We start from the raw sequence: 17,380 nt of genomic DNA, 5'->3' as shown, positions 1-17,380 counted from the left end.
ATTGCTCCTTATTTTTGGACTGAGGTTTTATCGCTATGTTTTTTGACTAAGAGAAACGCGGTACGATTTGGAGAACTGTCCTGAATATTTTTCGCTTTTATTTCTAAACCATAAAGTTGAGCACAACGTTCTGGTGCAATTACAGCAGAATGAAAGGGTAGGACTCCTTTTGCTAAATCCTTTGCGGCCTTTGCTGTATCAATCCATTCGATTTGACCTGCATTTTTAAATTGTTTCTTTAAAAACTGCTGACATTGAGCAAGTCCTTGCGGATGAGATACAATGTGTTTGATTTGACTTAGGTCTGTATCACTCTTAACAAGAAGGCATTGATTAATTTCATGCCAAAACTCATCAATTGGTGTAAACAAATGTTTTCCCATTGCGAGAAAAGCTGGTTTTACTAATCCACCTAAAAGATTGACAACAGGAATGATACCCAGATCTATTACTCCATCCTCAATGGCATTAAGCACACCCTCCATATCCAGTAAATAAGCAAAAATAGAGTCGAGGCTTTTCTTTTTGGCATAAAGAAAAGCAGCTTCTTCTGAAAATGAACCCACATCACCAGCAATACCAAATAAAACAGCCATTAGTGCACCTCTCTTTCATCGTTATTTTCGGAAGCCTTCAATTCTGCTAACTCCAAAAGAAATGACTCTGTTTGTTCCCAACTTAAGCAAGGATCAGTAATGGATAATCCATTTAGATCGAGTTTATTAGGATTAATAGGATCGACTTTTTGGTTTCCTTCTTGGATAAAACTTTCTACCATGAATCCTTTTACCAATTGTTTTAAATCAGGTCTATTTTGGAGACTCTCGATAATGGATAACGCAATTGATGGTTGTAATTGATGATTTTTTTTGCCATTAATCAGACAGTTATCATGGCTAACGTCAATAATTACCGAAGGATTAATGATTTGATGCATGTCCATCTGGTATTTCACTTCCTCAAGATGTGCCATGGAATAATTAGGTGCATGATTAGAACCACGTAAAACCAGGTGAGCATGATGATTACCGTGTGTTTGTACTTCATATCCATCAAAGACCGCGACATGAGGATGTTGCGATGCGATAATGCTATTTATCCCTACTGTAAGTGAACCATGGGTAGGGTTTTTTAATCCAACTGCGCAGTCTAGGGCAGAAGCGAAAATGCGATGCTCTTGATCTTCTGAGCTACGGGCACCAATGGCCACCCATGATAAAAGCTCAAGGAATCCTTTTGCATTGTGAGTGAATAAAGCCTCGTCAGCGATAGGAAGTCCCATTTCAATAACTTTGATCATCATATCCCGTGTGTATTTTATTCCTGAGGCAATATCTGGAGCTAAGAATAAGTCGGGTTGATTGACTGGACCTGTCCAACCTTTAGTTGTACGTGGTTTTTGAATGTAAACGCGCATGATTATTTTTAATGCGTGTTTTACTTTATGGTTCAATTCGACTAAACGGTTAGCATACTCTAAAACAGCGTTTTTGGGCCAAGCAGAACAGGGGCCAACTATCATTAAGAGACGTTTATCTCGTCCTTCCAAAATCGTCTTAATTTCATTTCGATCTTGGGCAATTTGCTGGTAGGCAGAATGAGATAAGGGTAATTCTTGAATAATTTTTTCTACTGGTGGTAGTTTTTTTAAAATAGAATAACTCATCTTTGCCTCCTAGAACGAGAAATGGAGGGCTCATGAGAATGATAAGCTCTTGGGGGATGATGCATGATTTTCACTCCTCTTGGTTTCATCCAACTCCCTTACTTTTCTCGGTCTGGGAATTCGGATGTCCAAAAGCCCCCCAGACTAAGCTGGGGGGTTGGAGTGTTAGTTACTTCTACCGACCACCCAGCTCTGGGCTAAAAAAGCTAAAATAAAAAAAGCCAGCAAAGACTTGTAGCAAATCTGCTTTTTTATTTAACTTGATGGTTTTAGTAGAATGGAACATGAATAGTACAAAAAATTAACTGTACATTTAAAGTACACTATTGCGATAGCTTTTGTCAAGAGTCTTTTATTATATTCTGCTCCTATACTGGATAAAAAAATCTAAGTGAAAAGTAAAATTAAATTTCTAAGATTAAATCAAAGTCAGCCGAAGCTGACTTTGAAAAGGTTTGAGCTAAGCATGGTTTGATTTGCTATATATCGGGTACAAATACATTCACTTTTTGCGATGAAACGGAATCGGAAATTTTATTTTTCGGTGCAAACCATAATAGCCCACACTTATCTTTATAACTGACAGAACTGGCCTCACTTAATCTACTTAAATACTTTGTATGCGCAAAGCCGTCATAACAACCTGAAGTAGATGCAACCTGATCGAATTTTTTTTCATAAGCGTGTAATTTGGACGCTAAAAAAATTTCTGCTTCGGTGTTACCGTGGTAATGGACTAAGGCAGTTGTAATATTGTTTGGATTGGTAAAGATATGATCATCAAAAGAATCAAATAAAAGATTCCATAAGCTAAATGATTCAAACTTGCCTTTGGTTTGGGAGATTGTTTGTATAAACTGGCAAGCAGTTGGTGTATAAAGTTTTAAAACTCCTTCTTTTCTTGCTTCTTCTATAAGAAACAATTGAATCGTATGAGCCCATTTACCATGTTTTGGACCAGCCCCTACATCTGCAGATAAATAACCATTTTTTAATAGAACGTTATTAAATAAGTTGGCTGTTAATTCACCATATAAAATAGGAGTATGTTTGGGATATTGGAAATTAGCACTTGTTTTAAATTCTGTAGTACTATTAAGAGGGTTCGGATTATTAAAATGATTTTTACTTCCCCAATCATCAAAAAATTGCCGTAGAGATTTCTTTTCTTCTTTATTAAAAGTGAGATATTGTTCTGCAAGTTTTTTTAAACCTTGCAAAACTAACGCTTCGTTACAAAAAAATTTGCAAATTGCTAAGACATCTTGCCTAAGATGTTCATCGAGTTCGGTATATTCATATTCTTTTAACCAAAGCTCATAATCATTGGTATCAATTTGTTCATTGCTAACAAGATTTAAGGTCATTATTATTCACTCCCTTGAGAAGAAATAGTACCAGGGTATTTAAATTAAACCTATAAATCAATAGTTGTACGAAGAGTTTCAATAAAGAGCGAATTTAAGGAATGGAAGTTAAAGCTAGGAACGCTTTAACTTAGCAAACAGTTTTTATGCTCATCCCCAGTCATGTCTTTATCGATTAAAAAAATCAATCCTATACCTATAAAAAATATTAATTCTGTAATATTACAATAGAGTCCAAAATGAAGATTATTATGATTCTCATAAAATAAATTTCCAGTTTCTGTTCCTATTGCTCCAATAACCATAACACCTAGGCTGACTACAGCAGATGCAGTGCCTTTGCTTACAGGAGTTACAAAAAGACAATATCTGTTTAATGGTGCATTAATAATGCTGAGTGCAAAGAAATAAATGATCGTTCCAGGCAATAAAAAGTAATAAGTATTTCCGAATAGATAAGGAAGGAGCGAGGTTAAAATTGCGCCAACAATCATGATAATACAACCGAATTGGATGATCTGTTTGACTTGATACTTATAAGTTAATTGATGTAAAAACCAATTGCCTAATATGGTCGCTCCAAAGACCGGAATTTGCCAAAGTGCATATTGTACTACTGTGAGTTTTGCTTCAACAATCAAAATAATAGGTGATAATGCAATCCAAGCAAGACAAGGAATACCAACTGTACCTGCTGCTAAGGTAGCAAAACAAAAAATTTTATTGGAAAATAATTTCTTATAGTTTTTAAATACCCTTTTTGCGGAGAACTTCGCTTTGGGTGTTAATTCTCCATTTCTTTTAATCTGACCTATAGGTTCAGGCATGTATCGCCATAATCCCCATAAAGCAATCAGCGCACCTAGTGCAATGGATATAAAAATATAGCGCCAGGAAGTATAGTGAATCACTATAGCCCCCATAAGTGGTCCTAATAAGGGTGCGAGAATTGCTACATTCGCCATAATTGATATGATGCGAATAGCATCCATTTCCTCAAAAATTTCTTGGATTGTAGCGTAACCAATAACGCCTATAAAACATAGACCCATACCTTGAAAGAAGCGTGCAATCAAAAATTGACTCATTGAATTGGAACAGGCAATAAATAGAGTGAAAATAAAAAATAGAAATGCACCAAGAAGCATCATAGGTCTGCGACCATAACTATCTGATATAGGACCTAAAATAACCTGTAGGCTTGCTCCTCCAAGTATGTAAACCGTGAGAGAAGTAGCTATTGTTGATTCAGGTGCGTTAAAAGAATGCACGACATGAATCATGCCAGGCATAATCATATCGTTGGCTATATAAGTTAGAAATTCATACATTACAAAAAAACAAGCAAATATTAGAGCTTGTTTTTTAGTTATAGGGATAAGTGGTTCAGTCATCATAATAACTCAGTATCTTCTTTTTCTTCAAATTGCTCTTCCTTGTAATCCTGTGATTAAATTTTATATAATCTTCCGATGTTCTTTTTGAGAGACACTTATGAAATGGCATTTTTTTGGCAAAAATGGTGGAAAACCCAAAATAAGTGAACATTTAATGATCTATATTCTAAGTCTACTTGATCCATCTTCACAGTTCAACGCATCTTTAGTGAATCATAAATGGAAGGATTTAGTTGATTTAACTCGTAAATATATGACATTGTTGCCAACGATTCAAAAAATTCCGATGCTTTCTACGCTTGGTCTTGATGTATTAAGATTAAAATTAATGGCAGGTGGTATGACAAACACCACATATAGAGTGCAAATTGGCCCTGATGTTGCTAAATTGCTTTCAAGGATTTCTGGAATGAATCCTCTACTAATTGAACGCCATAAAGCAAACCGATGGGTATTGCGTATACCTGGAGAAGTATCATCATTTTCAGTATCTCGTGAGCATGAAGCGAAAAATGCGCGCCAAGCATCTGCTTTAGGGCTTAATGTCCCTATAGAATATTTCGATCCTAAGGGATTGCAGTTAACAAAATTCATTGAAAATGTTAAAATTTTAGACAAAAAAACATTGGAGCGGGCTGAGATATTACAAACTCTTGCTACTATGGCAAAACAGTTACATTCTTCGGAGCGTTTTACAAATGATACAGCTGTTTTTGAGCGCAACGAGGGATTGCTCAATGCATTAAAGATAAAAAAGTTTCCTTTTCCTGGTGAAGTCAAGTTCATTGAAGAGCAGATGATGGCTTTGCGCGATTTATTCTCTGCTTATAAGATTGAGATGTGCCCATGCCACAATGATTCTACACCTTTAAATTATATGATGACGCGAGAAAAGGATAAAAAAGAATTGTTCTATCAAATTGATTGGGAGTACTCAAGTAATAATGATTTTCTTTGGGATCTTGCTTATTTTTCTATTGAGGCCAAACTTGATAAAGAACAGGAATTAACCTACTTAACTGCATATTTTGGTCAAGAAAAGCTTACCGATACTGTATTTGCCTGGTATACCGCTTATAAGCCTGTTGTTGAATGGTGGATAACTCTTTGGTCATGGACTCAATTAGCCAATGAAGCAAAATCTGTTGATCCGGAGGCTTACGCCCAGTTAGGCTTAGAACGTTATCAAAAAACGCTAATGCATTTGCAGAGCGATGAGTATAAGAATGCATTGGCTGTGATTGATACCGATCGGATGGTGCCATCTTTTTCTGGACTAAGGTCTTTTTAAAAGCTTATTTAACGGTAAATACCTCTATCACGGAACGGCCCAGCCAGGTTTGACCCAAACCTGGTCGGTTGTTCTGGCTAAGATTCACCATTACCCATAATCTCTTGCCTTTTAAGTCATGCGATCTAAAAATTCTTGTAAATGTTTTTTTTCTTTTTCGGAGCCTAGATAGGTTTTGAGTGAGGCTATTGAATGCTTATATTCTTCATTGTTAATCACTCCGCGCATTAATTCAAATCGTAAAAAAACACAATAAGTATTTAGTACGTCTGTTTCACAATAATCACGAATATTTTTTATTTGGCCCGATAAATACTGTTCCCAAACTTTAGAGCCGCTCATTCCCATTTTTCCAGAGAACCCCATCATACTGGAAATCTCATCCAGTGGGGCAAATGCTTTATTTTGATACCCTGCGATTACATCCATGAGATCGAGATGACGATAATGGAATCGACTTAAGTAATTGTTCCAGCGAAAGTGTTGATGATTTTCACCGACTTCCCAATAAGTAGGTGCCGTAATCCCATGTAATAATGCCCGGTAATGTAAAACAGGTAAATCAAATCCGCTTCCATTCCAACTGACTAAAGTTGGAGTATGTTTATCTATTCCAGAAAAAAAGCGGGCTATTAACTCTTTTTCGTCAGAGAATTCATCACCTAATGACCAGACTTTAATTTGTGAGCCATAACTCATCACTAAGGAGATAGCACAAATCTTTTGTAAATAATGGGGTAAAAAATCATTGCCTACTTTGGCTCGACGTAATGCAAACATGGCTTCTGCGGTATCTTCATCAGTCAATCCATGCAAATCATATAAATTACGACCAGTTTCAACATCAGGAATTGTTTCTATATCAAATACAAAGATGGTCATTAGCTACACTTCATTTGTTTTAAGTTAATTAACGTGAGTTGGACATAAAAAATAATATAATTTTTTATATCGAACTGTTCCAATTTTAAAAGTGGATCTCGTATAAATGCTGCGCATTTTACGAAATAACGTTCGTTTAGCAACATAAAAGGCATAAAAATTTCTTTTATGTGGAACTCACGTTAATTAGCATTTTAACATGAGGTAAAGTAAGGAAATAGATCCTTATCTAATGTTGCATATCAAGTATCCTAGAATGTGGAGAATAGCGATTCTGAAGCGTAGATTGTGCCTATCAAATTTGTTAAAATAAATTTTTTTATATTTGGTTGCCATGAGCCTTTTATTCCAATATTTTAAGAAGTTACGAGTAGCTATTTTTTTATTATTTGCGATATTGCTAACGGCTTGTGTGAGTCCTCCTCCAGCAGATGTAAATAATCTCTGTAATATATTTAGACAATATCCTAAATGGTATACTGATGCTAAGGACGTTGAACGACGCTGGAAGGTTCCTGTTCCAGTTCAAATGGCAATTATTCATCAGGAGTCAAAATTCAATGCTCGGGCACGACCACCCCGAAAGAAGCTCTTGTTTATAATTCCTTGGAAAAGACCTTCTTCAGCTTATGGATATACACAAGCGTTGCATGATACATGGAAGCATTATAAACGAAGTAATGGTGGACTGTTTGCTTCACGTGATGATTTTGGTGATGGTGTCGATTTTATTGGTTGGTATGCAAACCAAGCCTATGTAAGGGCTAGAATTCCGCGAACAGACGCATATTCACTTTATCTGGCTTATCATGAAGGAATTGGCGGCTATCAGCGTAGAACTTATTTGAAAAAATCATGGTTGATGCCTGTAGCACGTAAGGTTCAGGCACGTTCGCAGCTTTACGCAATGCAACTTAATTCATGTAGGAAATCTTTTGAATCACACTCATGGTTCTAAGATTAAAAAGGGCTTAGAAGAACGAATTGAACTATAATACGAGATATTCGATTAATGAGCATGCTCAAGTGAATATCCATGAGGTTAAAAAATGTAATGGTAAATGATACATGCAGACTACATTTAATTTATAGTATACTACTTAGAAACGAAACAGGTATAGATATCATTAAGGAGTTTTAATGCGATTAATGCTTTTAGGTGGCCCTGGTGCAGGAAAAGGAACTCAGGCTTTGCGTTTGATTGAACGTTATAAAATTCCACAAATTTCAACAGGTGATATGCTACGTGCAGCTATTGCACAAGGGACTCCATTAGGGTTGAGTGCGAAAAAAATTATGGAAACCGGTGGTTTAGTATCAGATGATATCATTATTGGTTTAGTGAAAGAGCGCTTAAAGAAGAGTGATTGTGCTCATGGTTTTTTGTTTGATGGTTTCCCTAGAACTATTATACAAGCAGATGCTTTAAAACAAGCAGGCATTTATTTAGACCATGTCATCGAAATTGCAGTAGACGATGAGGAAATTATTAAACGAATTAGTGGTAGGCGTATTCATCAACCATCAGGTCGAGTTTATCATGTCCAAAATCATCCTCCTAGACAAGAAGGCATTGATGATGTTACAGGTGATCCTTTAATTCAACGTGAAGATGATAAAGAAGAAACCGTGAGAAAACGATTAGAGATTTATCACAATCAAACCGCCCCTTTAATCAGTTACTATAAGGCTTGGGCCGAAAGTGACAGTCATGGAGCCCCTGAATTTCATAGTATTTGCGGTACTGGAGATGTAGATGAAGTGTTTCAAAAGATTATAAGCTCCATTGAAGCCAAGGAAGAAATATGACTTCTTTAAATGTGACGAATGCGGAATTTCAATCTTTAATCGATGATAATGAAATTGTGTTTATCGATTTTTGGGCCGATTGGTGCGCTCCTTGCAAACAATTTTCCAATGCGTATGAACAAGTGGCTGAGCAATTTCCGAATATTAAATTTGCAAAAGTAAATATCGAAGCGGAGCAACAACTGTCTGATTTTTTTGAAATACGGTCTATTCCTCATCTTATGGTCTTTAAAAAAGGGATTATTGTTTATTCAAATGCAGGCAGTATGCCTGCATCTACATTAAAGGAGTTAGCTGAGCAAGCTTTGGTGGTTGATGTTAGTGCCATACAAGAGGAGCTTCAGCAGGATGATGATAAAGAATAATTTTTGATAAATATTCCGCAAGATTTTTCCGGCCTTCTGCATCGATGATTAACTCCAGTTTGGTTCGTCGTTTTAATATGTCATCACAACTTTGAGCCCATTCTTCTAAAATTAAATAATCAACCTCTACTTGATAGAGGTAGGTGCAATATTTTTTACCCAAAGACTCCATGTTTGAGCATGATGAAAGAAATTTTTCCATGCAGCTGCCATAAGTGTATAAGTAGCGATTGAGTAAATCTGCCTTCATCCATTTGTATTTTTCTTTAGCATAAATGACATACTGCTCAAAATTCATTTGCTTAAATGAAGCTCCTGGTAAAGGAGTCGTTGCCGTCATCGATTGCCGCATGTGAGGGAACATGGGGATAAGTTCATTAATGATTTCTTCTGCTAATTGCCGATAAGTAGTAATTTTACCGCCATAAATCGTAATAATAGGTGCTGGTTTAAGGGTGACCTTGTAGGCATAATTACGACTCAGGGCTTTTGCTTCTTTATTTTCATCGGCTAATAAGGCTCTAACGCCACTCCAAGTATAAATGATATCTGTTTCAGATAATTTGACTTTAAAGTAGAAATTGACTAAATCAATTAAGTAATGAATTTCTTCATGACTTATGGTCACATGATCTGGAGTGTTCTCGAGTGGAATATCAGTGGTACCTATCATACTAAATCCATGATAAGGGATAACAAAGACAACTCGTTTATCTTGATGCTGTAAAAAATAAGCATGATTGCCTTCATAAATTTTGGGTACAATAATGTGACTCCCTTTAACTAAACTAATTTTTTGCTGATCAGGAGCTTGGGTAAGTTGCTCTACAGACTTAACCCATGGACCAGCAGCATTTATAATTGATCGAGCATAGAGTACATAAGTTGAGCCCATTTTAGGTTGAATTGTTAATTGCCATAAATTATTTACAATTTCGGTATGAATCACTGCTGAGTATGTTCGTATGCTTGCTCCATAATTTTTTGCTTGAATTGCATTGATGATCGTTAACCGAGCATCATCAGTTATGGCGTCATGAAATAAAAAACCTTTATTAAGTTTAGTGATCAACGGATTAAAATAGCTTTCTTTATTTTTCCTATAAATAGTTTTGCATTTTGGTAAGTTATTTCTACGACTTAAATGGTCATAAAAAAATAATCCTAAACGTAAAAACCAAGCAGGGCGCATATGCTGTTCATAAGGTAAAACTAATGCTTGGGGGTGTACTAAATGAGGAGCCAAATCTAATAATCTTTGTCGTTCAATGATTGCTTTTTTTACGAGGCTAAACTCATAGTTTTCTAGGTATCTTAATCCACCATGAATAAGTTTAGTACTGCTTGAAGAGGTTTTGGAGGCTAAATCATCTTGTTCAAGAAGTACGACAGACAATCCTCTTAATGCTGCATCTGCAGCACAACCAGAGCCATTGATGCCGCCACCAATAATTGCAACATCAAAAACTACATCCATATTTTGGTCTCCCTAAAAAAGATATACACTACCAATATACACATAATAGTTGGGACAAGGAACAATGCAAATAATGGGTTATTTACTTGCTATAGATCAGGGAACAAGCAGTACGCGCGCCATGATATACACTGCTCATGGGGAATTAATTGCAACCAGCCAGTATCCTATTACTCAATATTATCCTAAAGCAGGTTGGGTTGAACATGATCCTGAGGAAATATGGAAAAAAACGTTAATGGCAATGAGAGATGTAGTGTCTCAGGTCCCTATAGAGCAAATCTTGTCTTGCGGTATAACCAATCAAAGAGAAACTACTGTCATTTGGGATAAAAAAACAGGTGAGTGCCTTGCTCCTGCTATTGTTTGGCAAGATCGTAGAACTTCAGACTATTGCAAAAGTTTAATTGCTGATGAAACGATGATTCAAGATAAAACTGGTTTGCTCCCGGATCCTTATTTTTCAGCCAGTAAATTAAAATGGTTTTTAGAAAATAACGCTAAAGCAAATGAACTCGCAAAAAAGGGCGAGCTTGCTTTTGGTACTATAGATAGTTTTCTGATTTGGCGACTTACTACGGAACATTTGCATTTAACTGATGTCACTAATGCATCACGTACCATGTTATTTAATATCAAAACAGAACAATGGGATCCTGATTTACTGAAGTATTTCGTGATTCCTGATTCTGTGCTGCCTAGAGTTTGTGCCAGTGACGGTCATTTTGGAATTATTAGTAAACAGTGGCTTGGCTTTGAGTTACCTATTACTGGTGTAGCTGGGGATCAGCAGGCTGCTCTAGTTGGACAAGGTTGTTTTAAAATAGGAATGGTAAAAGCAACTTTTGGAACAGGTGCCTTTTTATTACTTAATACAGGTAATAAACCAGTATTTTCACATCATAAACTTTTAACGACCGTTGCTTATAAAATTCGGGGGCAAATGATTTATGGATTAGAGGGAGGCATTTACCATGCTGGCACTACAGTAAAATGGTTACGTGATTCAATGAAATTAATTACAAGTGTCGATGAAACGGAGTCGTTAGCCCAATCGTTGCAACATAATGAAGGTGTGTATTTAGTTTCAGCATTTACGGGTTTAGGTGCTCCCCATTGGTTATCAGTGCCAGGAGCATCTATTGTGGGTTTAAGTCTTTATAGTAATAAAGCTCATTTCGCTCGCGCAGCACTTGAAGGAGTGTGCTATCAGGCTCGAGAGGTATGTTTTTGTATGAAAGAGGACAGCCAGATGGACTTATCCCTATTACGTGTTGATGGGGGTATGGCCGTTAACCGATGGTTTTTACAGTTTTTAGCCGATCAATGTCAACTGCAAATTCAAAAACCTAAGGATATTGAAACCACTGCTAGAGGAGCAGCAATTTTGGCTGCGTTAGGATGTGGCGTTTTTGATTCATTAGAAGAGCTACACATAACATGGGACTTGGAGCACGAGTTCCATCCGCAAAGACCCTTAAATCAAGTAGAAGAGGATTATCAAGGCTGGAGGCATGCTTTACAAAAAGCAAAAGGATAGTTCCGTGCTTACATTGTAAGCGCTACTCCTTCACTATCGAAACAGTAATGACTTGAAATAAATGTTTTTTTAGCTTGAAATAAGGGCGGTAGAGCATTCTGTTAACTCTATTAACTGCTCATGTCCTTCAAATAGCACTGAGTGTTCTGCTCCTGTCAATATACTTAGTGCTACCAAATAATGTCCATGACTCAGTATAGAAAAATCAACCAACTCACCAAGTTCTGATGATTGAGACTCATTAAAAAATTTTTGTCCCGAATATATTTTTTGTTCTGTTTTAATTTCATAAATTTCTAATTGATGCTTTAACGTTGCTTTATAATGCATACGTGCAATTATTTCTTGTCCTTTGTAACAACCCTTATTGAAGCTGATGTAGTAGGTTTGATGTAAATTAAGCCGATGTGGAAGAAATAAACCTCGAGATGCAGGATAAATCTCAATTTGTTGTCGCGCTAATCTCAAAGTATGCCAAGTTAATGATCCAAGTATTTGTTCTTGATCTGCAAAGCACTGTTTTATATCATGAGCAAAATCAGATTGAACTAACAAAATATAAAACCCATCCCCTAAATGATAAAAGCAAGAGTAATTATTGTATGTCTGAGCATACAAAGTATTGGGGAAAAATTTTGTATTAGGAACGATATCCTCATCATTTTGCAAATAAAACCCAAAAATACTTAACTGATCGTTTGCTTTAAGAGAGATACGAGAAAGCATTGCGGTTTTACTTAATGAATTTATAGTAGGCTCTATTAAGTCTTTGGGAAGCACTAACTTGACTCCCTGCCAGGTGACGATATCCATTAAAGATAAAATGCGTCCTTTGAGATTGCATTGGGCACCCTGGAGCATTTGAATGTCAGAAATGGAGTGGATATCACAGGTTAATTGTCCTTGAAGAAAATCCAATGCTTTAGCACCTTCAACGTCCAAAACAGCTAGGTAGGATAAATCAAACAAATAGTTTTTTCTGGGTTGAAGTCTTAACTCTTCATCTATAGGTTTAAATGTAGTTAATAGCCTATCATTAATTGCATATTCAAAAGTAGTACTCGTCATCATGTAACACATTTCGTTTATAAATGCGGTAGTGTATCATTTATAAGTTACCTAAATCACGAAGAGATTTTCAATGTTGGATAATAAAGAAAAAGCAAGGCTTGCATGGCATTGCCGCCGCGGCATGTTAGAATTGGATCTTATTTTACAACGATTTCTTGAAAAACATCTCGATCTCCTATCAAACAATGAGCTTGAGGCTTTTAACAACTTATTAAGTTGCACTGATCCTGAGTTATTTGCATGGTTAATGGGGCATGATGAACCACAAGATAAAGAGTTAAAAAAAATTGTCGCTATTATTCGATCTGGCAATTGAGCCAAAAAAATCAAAGACTTATTTACGATTAGTTTTAATAGTTTATTTATTCACCGTTTTATTAATTTTATATTCATCAATACATCTATTTCTTAAATTTATCTTGATTGGATACATTGCTGTTTTATTGAGATTTGATTGGATCAATCGTAAGCCATGCGTGGAAATTAAAAAGATTCAATTCCTTGATAATCAATGGGTTTTAGAATTTCATGATGGTAAAAAGGAAAATTACCTCCAAGCTAACATTCTTATCAATAACTTCCTTTTTTCATTGGTTCAATTGACAAACATGCGACGAAAAAAATTAATCATTTTATTTCATGATCAACTTACTGCGCAGCAATTACGTTTCTTATATTTTAAAACACAAGGTTAGTATATTGGTATATAATTATACATAATAAGCAATTACAAGCCAATAATCTAAAGGAATAAAGAGAACGTAATGAAGACACAGACTTCTTATAGTGATGAAGACTTAGTTATTTTGGCGCAACAAGGAGACAAGGAAGCATATAATCTGTTGTTGTCACGGTATAATAATAAGATACAACAAATAATTAACCTGCATATTCAAGATCGAGCAAATGTAAGTGATTTGGCGCAAGAAGTACTCATAAAAGTCTATCGCTATTTACAGTATTTTAATGAGAAAAGCCAATTTTCTACTTGGTTGTATCGAATTACACAAAATACGATTAAAAATCATTATCGAGCAGCTAACTTGCGTATGGATTTGGAAGCAGAATATGCTGACAATTATGCTCCATCAGTTGAATTGTCTCCAGAATATTTATTAATTAATAGTGAGTTTGGAGAGCAATTAGAGTTAGCTATTTCCACTCTATCTGATGAGTTACGGATGTGTTATGGAATGCATATTATTGATGGACGATCTTATGAAGATATTGCAAAAAAAATGGATTGTCCTGTTGGGACAGTACGATCCCGGATATTTCGAGCCCGAAAACTATTAATGCAGTCAATGGGGTCTTATTGAATAATGATTTAATCTGAGATTTAATTTAATCGACGACAATTTATTACTTTGAACTTTGGTGGATTATGCATGCTATTTCAATAGTCACTGCGAAGTTTCTTGTTTTGCTTAAGTATCTTTTTATACCATTGCTTGTCGCATGCTAATTATATGTTTATCATAGTATTTTATTTGCCCATTTTAAAATGATTGATGCAATACAAAACGAACACAATAAAGCATTTACTTATAATTACAAACAACCTGGCGAATATCATTTTAGTCTTGATTCAATTAGCTTTGCGAGATTTGTCGCAACTCAATTGAAATCCCACCCGGATCTTGGTTCATTACGAGTATTGGATCTTTGTGCAGGCTGCGGGGTTATTGGGATGGAGCTATCATGGCATCTTCAAGCAATTCGGCAGATTGATTTTATCGAGATCCAGGATATTTATACTGAATATTTTTATCAAAACCTGACTAATATCAATCGACCTGAGTTGCAATTTAGGTGGCATATTTTAAATTATGATGAATTACATGAAAAAAAATGGGAAGGCAAATTTGATTTAATTATCAGTAATCCACCCTATTTTCAACCAGGTCATGGGATGCTTTCACCTTCCGAATTTAAAAATCGTTGTAGATTTTATTTAGATAGCTCTTTTCATAATTTTATTCGAGCGCTAGAAAATTCGCTTGCAAACAAAGGTAGCGCTTATTTTTTAGTACGTCCATTAAAACATCATGGTTTTGATTTACTTTCTGATATACAAAAAATACTGCAGGAAACACCAGCAACAGTAAAAAAAATAGCGCATATGCGAGGTACAGATATTATTTTATTGGAAAAACTGAATTAATGTTTTTGGGACTGGATCAAGCCTCTCTTCGATGGGTTATTTAAAAACTCTTGTTGTTAATTTTTTTAAAATCAGCTGCGATTCAAAAAACATATGATAAAATGCATTCATTCATCAAAATCCTTAAAATAAAATCCTATGCTGGAAAGTGATCGCATAATAAGCACTCAAAGTAATGTTTCAGATGAAGTCATTGATCGGGCTATCAGACCCTTAAGTCTTAGTGAGTATATTGGGCAAGAAAATGTCAGTTCCCAGATGCAAATTTTTATCGAGGCAGCTAAAAAGCGGTGTGATGCATTGGACCATGTGTTGATTTTTGGGCCTCCTGGTCTTGGGAAAACAACTTTGGCAAATATTATTGCACATGAAATGGGTGTTAATCTGCGTCAAACCTCTGGTCCTGTAATCGAAAGAGCAGGGGATATTGCAGCGATACTCACCAATTTGCAAGAAAATGATATCCTATTTATTGATGAAATTCATAGGCTTAGTCCTATTATTGAAGAAGTGCTTTATCCAGCAATGGAAGACTATAAATTGGATATTATGATAGGCGAGGGGCCAGCTGCTCGTTCGATAAAGCTTGAATTGCCTCCGTTTACATTGATTGGAGCAACAACACGAGCTGGTTTATTGACTTCGCCGTTACGAGATCGATTTGGTATTGTTCAACGTCTTGAGTATTATTCGGTAGATTCATTAACGAAAATTGTTGCTCGTTCGGCACAACTACTGAATGTACAAACCAAACCTGAAGGTGCAAGAGAAATTGCATTTCGTTCAAGAGGTACCCCGCGTATTGCTAACCGCCTACTTCGCCGTGTTAGAGATTATGCAGAAGTGAAAGGTAGCGGTGTTATTAGCATTGAGATTGCACAAAAAGCGTTGGAAATGTTGGATGTAGATAAACACGGATTTGATCTTATGGATAGAAAATTGCTTATGGCGGTAATCGAGCAATTTAATGGTGGTCCAGTAGGCATTGATAGCATTGCTGCTGCAATTGGTGAAGAAAAAGGCACAATAGAAGATGTATTAGAGCCATTTTTAATACAACAAGGATTCCTTATGCGCACGCCAAGAGGTAGAATAGCTACCTCAAGGGCATATATGCATTTTGGAATAACGATAGAGCAGGATTAGTAAAATGGATGGTACAACCACGCATCAATATGCCTTCCGAGTTTATGTTGAAGATGTAGATTATATGGGGATTGTTTATCATGCGAATTATTTTTGCTATTTTGAACGAGCCCGAACAGAAATGTTACGACAAAACAATTTGATTCTTTCTGATTTAATGAAGCAAGATACTTTGTTTGCTGTATATGATGTGCATGTTCGTTATAAAGCACCGGCGCGTCTGGATGATTTATTAACCATTAAAACTCAAGTGCAGCAATTAGGTGTTTGTAGTTTTTTATTCGATCAGGTGATGCAAAATCAACAGGAACAAATAATTTGTGAAGCCAAAATTCAAGTGGTATGTGTGAATAGTACTTTAAAACCAAAACGATTCCCGCATTAAACAGGTTTTCATAAATTTTAGGTTGAGTAAAAGACAATAAAATTCAAAAGTATATCTTGGAATTGATTTCCACCCTACTTTTTATCAAAGAGATGGAAATTATAGAGGTAAAAGTAAAAAGATCTTGGTACTGGAGATGATAAATGAGTAATCAAGCAAATGTATTAATGTACTTTATGCAAGCCGGTTTAGTTGTCAAGACTGTTATGTTATTGCTGACCGCTGCATCCATTACTTCATGGACATTAATATTTCAAAGAGCATGGTTTTTTAACCAGAAAAAGCAGCTTACCGATACGTTTAACCGAAAATTTTGGGAAAGTGGTGACTTAAGCAGGCTTTATGCTGATATTGATAGTAATTCAGATGAAAGACAGGGAATGGCGGCTATTTTTCATTCAGGTTTTAAAGAGTTTATACGTGCTCGTAGGCAGGGGAACGTAATTATTGAGCCTATACAAAGAGTGATGCAAATTACTCACGCTAAAGAAGCAGAAAAACTAGAAAAACATTTACCTTTTTTTGCGTCAGTTGGTTCTATTGCACCCTACGTAGGACTATTTGGTACAGTTTGGGGTATAATGACCTCTTTTCAGGCATTAGGCCATGCGCAACAAGCTACTATTGCTATGGTAGCCCCAGGTATTTCTGAAGCACTTGTAGCTACGGCTTTAGGTCTTTTTACTGCAATACCTGCTGTTATTGCATATAACCGCTATACAACTCGTGCCAATGATTTATTAAATCGATTTGATTTATTTCAGGAAGAATTGATATCGCTTATAGAGCAACAAAGTAGTGACACTGTAAGAGGATAAAA

19 protein-coding genes are annotated in these 17,380 nt (G+C 35.8%); 12 read left to right on the top strand and 7 right to left on the bottom strand.

Translation table 11 applies throughout. The annotated features are described in order from the left end of the window. Window positions 1–8 precede the first annotated feature (8 nt). The 4 genes from Lgra_RS10795 to Lgra_RS10775 all read right to left on the bottom strand — a co-directional run bounded on the left by Lgra_RS10795 (window position 9) and on the right by Lgra_RS10775 (window position 4,427). Window positions 9–596, bottom strand: a complete 588-nt coding sequence (locus Lgra_RS10795) for a prephenate dehydratase (RefSeq protein ID WP_058499249.1) — start codon at window positions 594–596, stop codon at window positions 9–11. Further along, window positions 596–1,666, bottom strand: a complete 1,071-nt coding sequence (locus Lgra_RS10790; protein WP_058499248.1) for a 3-deoxy-7-phosphoheptulonate synthase — start codon at window positions 1,664–1,666, stop codon at window positions 596–598. The genes Lgra_RS10795 and Lgra_RS10790 overlap by 1 nt, the downstream gene beginning before the upstream one ends. Window positions 1,667–2,145: 479 nt before the next feature. Beyond that, complete coding sequence (locus tag Lgra_RS10780) at window positions 2,146–3,033, bottom strand: LirA/MavJ family T4SS effector (RefSeq protein ID WP_058499246.1); 888 nt, start codon at window positions 3,031–3,033, stop codon at window positions 2,146–2,148. A 125-nt stretch (window positions 3,034–3,158) separates the two neighbouring features. After that, window positions 3,159–4,427, bottom strand: a complete 1,269-nt coding sequence (locus tag Lgra_RS10775; protein ID WP_058499302.1) for an MFS transporter — start codon at window positions 4,425–4,427, stop codon at window positions 3,159–3,161. Between the two features lie 100 nt (window positions 4,428–4,527). On the opposite strand from Lgra_RS10775, the gene Lgra_RS10770 reads away from it, so the two are divergent. After that, window positions 4,528–5,721 (top strand): phosphotransferase, encoded by a 1,194-nt coding sequence (locus tag Lgra_RS10770; protein WP_058499245.1) that lies wholly within the window; start codon window positions 4,528–4,530, stop codon window positions 5,719–5,721. 111 nt (window positions 5,722–5,832) lie between these two features. Here the strand turns inward: Lgra_RS10770 and Lgra_RS10765 are convergent, their stop codons facing one another. Beyond that, window positions 5,833–6,603, bottom strand: a complete 771-nt coding sequence (locus Lgra_RS10765) for a 3'-5' exonuclease (protein WP_058499244.1) — start codon at window positions 6,601–6,603, stop codon at window positions 5,833–5,835. Between the two features lie 334 nt (window positions 6,604–6,937). Here Lgra_RS10765 and Lgra_RS10760 point away from each other — a divergent pair, with 334 nt between their 5' ends. The 3 genes from Lgra_RS10760 (at window position 6,938) to Lgra_RS10750 (ending at window position 8,777) form a co-directional block, all read left to right on the top strand. Beyond that, entirely contained in the window at window positions 6,938–7,561 is a 624-nt protein-coding gene (locus tag Lgra_RS10760; RefSeq protein ID WP_058499243.1) for a transglycosylase SLT domain-containing protein, read from the top strand. 182 nt (window positions 7,562–7,743) lie between these two features. Further along, window positions 7,744–8,412, top strand: a complete 669-nt coding sequence (gene adk, locus Lgra_RS10755) for an adenylate kinase (RefSeq protein ID WP_058499242.1) — start codon at window positions 7,744–7,746, stop codon at window positions 8,410–8,412. Then, entirely contained in the window at window positions 8,409–8,777 is a 369-nt protein-coding gene (locus Lgra_RS10750) for a thioredoxin family protein (protein ID WP_058499241.1), read from the top strand. The genes adk and Lgra_RS10750 overlap by 4 nt, the downstream gene beginning before the upstream one ends. Here Lgra_RS10750 and glpD read toward each other — a convergent pair. Continuing rightward, complete coding sequence (glpD, locus tag Lgra_RS10745; RefSeq protein WP_058499240.1) at window positions 8,731–10,254, bottom strand: glycerol-3-phosphate dehydrogenase; 1,524 nt, start codon at window positions 10,252–10,254, stop codon at window positions 8,731–8,733. The genes Lgra_RS10750 and glpD overlap by 47 nt on opposite strands. A 73-nt stretch (window positions 10,255–10,327) precedes the next feature. On the opposite strand from glpD, the gene glpK reads away from it, so the two are divergent. Beyond that, window positions 10,328–11,794, top strand: a complete 1,467-nt coding sequence (gene glpK / locus Lgra_RS10740; RefSeq protein WP_058499239.1) for a glycerol kinase GlpK — start codon at window positions 10,328–10,330, stop codon at window positions 11,792–11,794. A 69-nt stretch (window positions 11,795–11,863) separates the two neighbouring features. On the opposite strand, the gene ygfZ is transcribed toward glpK, so the two are convergent. After that, entirely contained in the window at window positions 11,864–12,862 is a 999-nt protein-coding gene (gene ygfZ / locus Lgra_RS10735) for a CAF17-like 4Fe-4S cluster assembly/insertion protein YgfZ (RefSeq protein WP_058499238.1), read from the bottom strand. A 73-nt stretch (window positions 12,863–12,935) separates the two neighbouring features. Between ygfZ and Lgra_RS10730 the strand changes: the two genes are divergently transcribed. The 7 genes from Lgra_RS10730 (at window position 12,936) to tolQ (ending at window position 17,378) form a co-directional block, all read left to right on the top strand. Beyond that, window positions 12,936–13,181, top strand: a complete 246-nt coding sequence (locus tag Lgra_RS10730) for an FAD assembly factor SdhE (RefSeq protein WP_058499237.1) — start codon at window positions 12,936–12,938, stop codon at window positions 13,179–13,181. Beyond that, window positions 13,153–13,560 (top strand): hypothetical protein, encoded by a 408-nt coding sequence (locus Lgra_RS10725; RefSeq protein ID WP_058499236.1) that lies wholly within the window; start codon window positions 13,153–13,155, stop codon window positions 13,558–13,560. Before Lgra_RS10730 ends, Lgra_RS10725 begins: the two co-directional genes overlap by 29 nt. Before the next feature lie 69 nt (window positions 13,561–13,629). Then, window positions 13,630–14,184, top strand: coding sequence for a sigma-70 family RNA polymerase sigma factor (locus tag Lgra_RS10720; RefSeq protein ID WP_058499235.1), 555 nt, complete (start codon window positions 13,630–13,632; stop codon window positions 14,182–14,184). Window positions 14,185–14,369: 185 nt separating this feature from the next. Beyond that, window positions 14,370–15,029 (top strand): methyltransferase, encoded by a 660-nt coding sequence (locus tag Lgra_RS10715; RefSeq protein ID WP_058499234.1) that lies wholly within the window; start codon window positions 14,370–14,372, stop codon window positions 15,027–15,029. A gap of 138 nt (window positions 15,030–15,167) precedes the next feature. Beyond that, a complete protein-coding gene (gene ruvB / locus Lgra_RS10710) occupies window positions 15,168–16,175 on the top strand; it encodes a Holliday junction branch migration DNA helicase RuvB (RefSeq protein ID WP_058499233.1) in 1,008 nt (335 codons plus the stop codon). A gap of 4 nt (window positions 16,176–16,179) precedes the next feature. Beyond that, entirely contained in the window at window positions 16,180–16,560 is a 381-nt protein-coding gene (locus tag Lgra_RS10705; RefSeq protein ID WP_058499232.1) for a YbgC/FadM family acyl-CoA thioesterase, read from the top strand. Between the two features lie 143 nt (window positions 16,561–16,703). Then, a complete protein-coding gene (tolQ, locus tag Lgra_RS10700) occupies window positions 16,704–17,378 on the top strand; it encodes a protein TolQ (RefSeq protein ID WP_058499231.1) in 675 nt (224 codons plus the stop codon). Window positions 17,379–17,380 lie beyond the last annotated feature (2 nt).

This window comes from Legionella gratiana, assembly GCF_001467695.1.
In the GTDB taxonomy this organism is placed as follows: Bacteria; Pseudomonadota; Gammaproteobacteria; order Legionellales; family Legionellaceae; genus Legionella; species Legionella gratiana.
This window is presented reverse-complemented; position numbering and strand designations above follow the sequence as displayed.

What these genes read in the sequence shown, in the direction of transcription:
- Lgra_RS10750 (WP_058499241.1), top strand. Translation starts at nt 8,409, where the DNA reads ATGACTTCTTTAAATGTGACGAATGCGGAATTTCAATCTTTAATCGAT.
- glpK (WP_058499239.1), top strand. Translation starts at nt 10,328, where the DNA reads ATGGGTTATTTACTTGCTATAGATCAGGGAACAAGCAGTACGCGCGCC.
- ruvB (WP_058499233.1), top strand. Translation starts at nt 15,168, where the DNA reads ATGCTGGAAAGTGATCGCATAATAAGCACTCAAAGTAATGTTTCAGAT.
- adk (WP_058499242.1), top strand. Translation starts at nt 7,744, where the DNA reads ATGCGATTAATGCTTTTAGGTGGCCCTGGTGCAGGAAAAGGAACTCAG.
- Lgra_RS10780 (WP_058499246.1), bottom strand. Translation starts at nt 3,033, where the DNA reads ATGACCTTAAATCTTGTTAGCAATGAACAAATTGATACCAATGATTAT.
- Lgra_RS10775 (WP_058499302.1), bottom strand. Translation starts at nt 4,427, where the DNA reads ATGACTGAACCACTTATCCCTATAACTAAAAAACAAGCTCTAATATTT.
- Lgra_RS10720 (WP_058499235.1), top strand. Translation starts at nt 13,630, where the DNA reads ATGAAGACACAGACTTCTTATAGTGATGAAGACTTAGTTATTTTGGCG.
- tolQ (WP_058499231.1), top strand. Translation starts at nt 16,704, where the DNA reads ATGAGTAATCAAGCAAATGTATTAATGTACTTTATGCAAGCCGGTTTA.
- glpD (WP_058499240.1), bottom strand. Translation starts at nt 10,254, where the DNA reads ATGGATGTAGTTTTTGATGTTGCAATTATTGGTGGCGGCATCAATGGC.
- Lgra_RS10770 (WP_058499245.1), top strand. Translation starts at nt 4,528, where the DNA reads ATGAAATGGCATTTTTTTGGCAAAAATGGTGGAAAACCCAAAATAAGT.
- Lgra_RS10765 (WP_058499244.1), bottom strand. Translation starts at nt 6,603, where the DNA reads ATGACCATCTTTGTATTTGATATAGAAACAATTCCTGATGTTGAAACT.
- Lgra_RS10790 (WP_058499248.1), bottom strand. Translation starts at nt 1,666, where the DNA reads ATGAGTTATTCTATTTTAAAAAAACTACCACCAGTAGAAAAAATTATT.
- Lgra_RS10760 (WP_058499243.1), top strand. Translation starts at nt 6,938, where the DNA reads ATGAGCCTTTTATTCCAATATTTTAAGAAGTTACGAGTAGCTATTTTT.
- Lgra_RS10705 (WP_058499232.1), top strand. Translation starts at nt 16,180, where the DNA reads ATGGATGGTACAACCACGCATCAATATGCCTTCCGAGTTTATGTTGAA.
- Lgra_RS10795 (WP_058499249.1), bottom strand. Translation starts at nt 596, where the DNA reads ATGGCTGTTTTATTTGGTATTGCTGGTGATGTGGGTTCATTTTCAGAA.
- Lgra_RS10715 (WP_058499234.1), top strand. Translation starts at nt 14,370, where the DNA reads ATGATTGATGCAATACAAAACGAACACAATAAAGCATTTACTTATAAT.
- Lgra_RS10730 (WP_058499237.1), top strand. Translation starts at nt 12,936, where the DNA reads ATGTTGGATAATAAAGAAAAAGCAAGGCTTGCATGGCATTGCCGCCGC.
- ygfZ (WP_058499238.1), bottom strand. Translation starts at nt 12,862, where the DNA reads ATGACGAGTACTACTTTTGAATATGCAATTAATGATAGGCTATTAACT.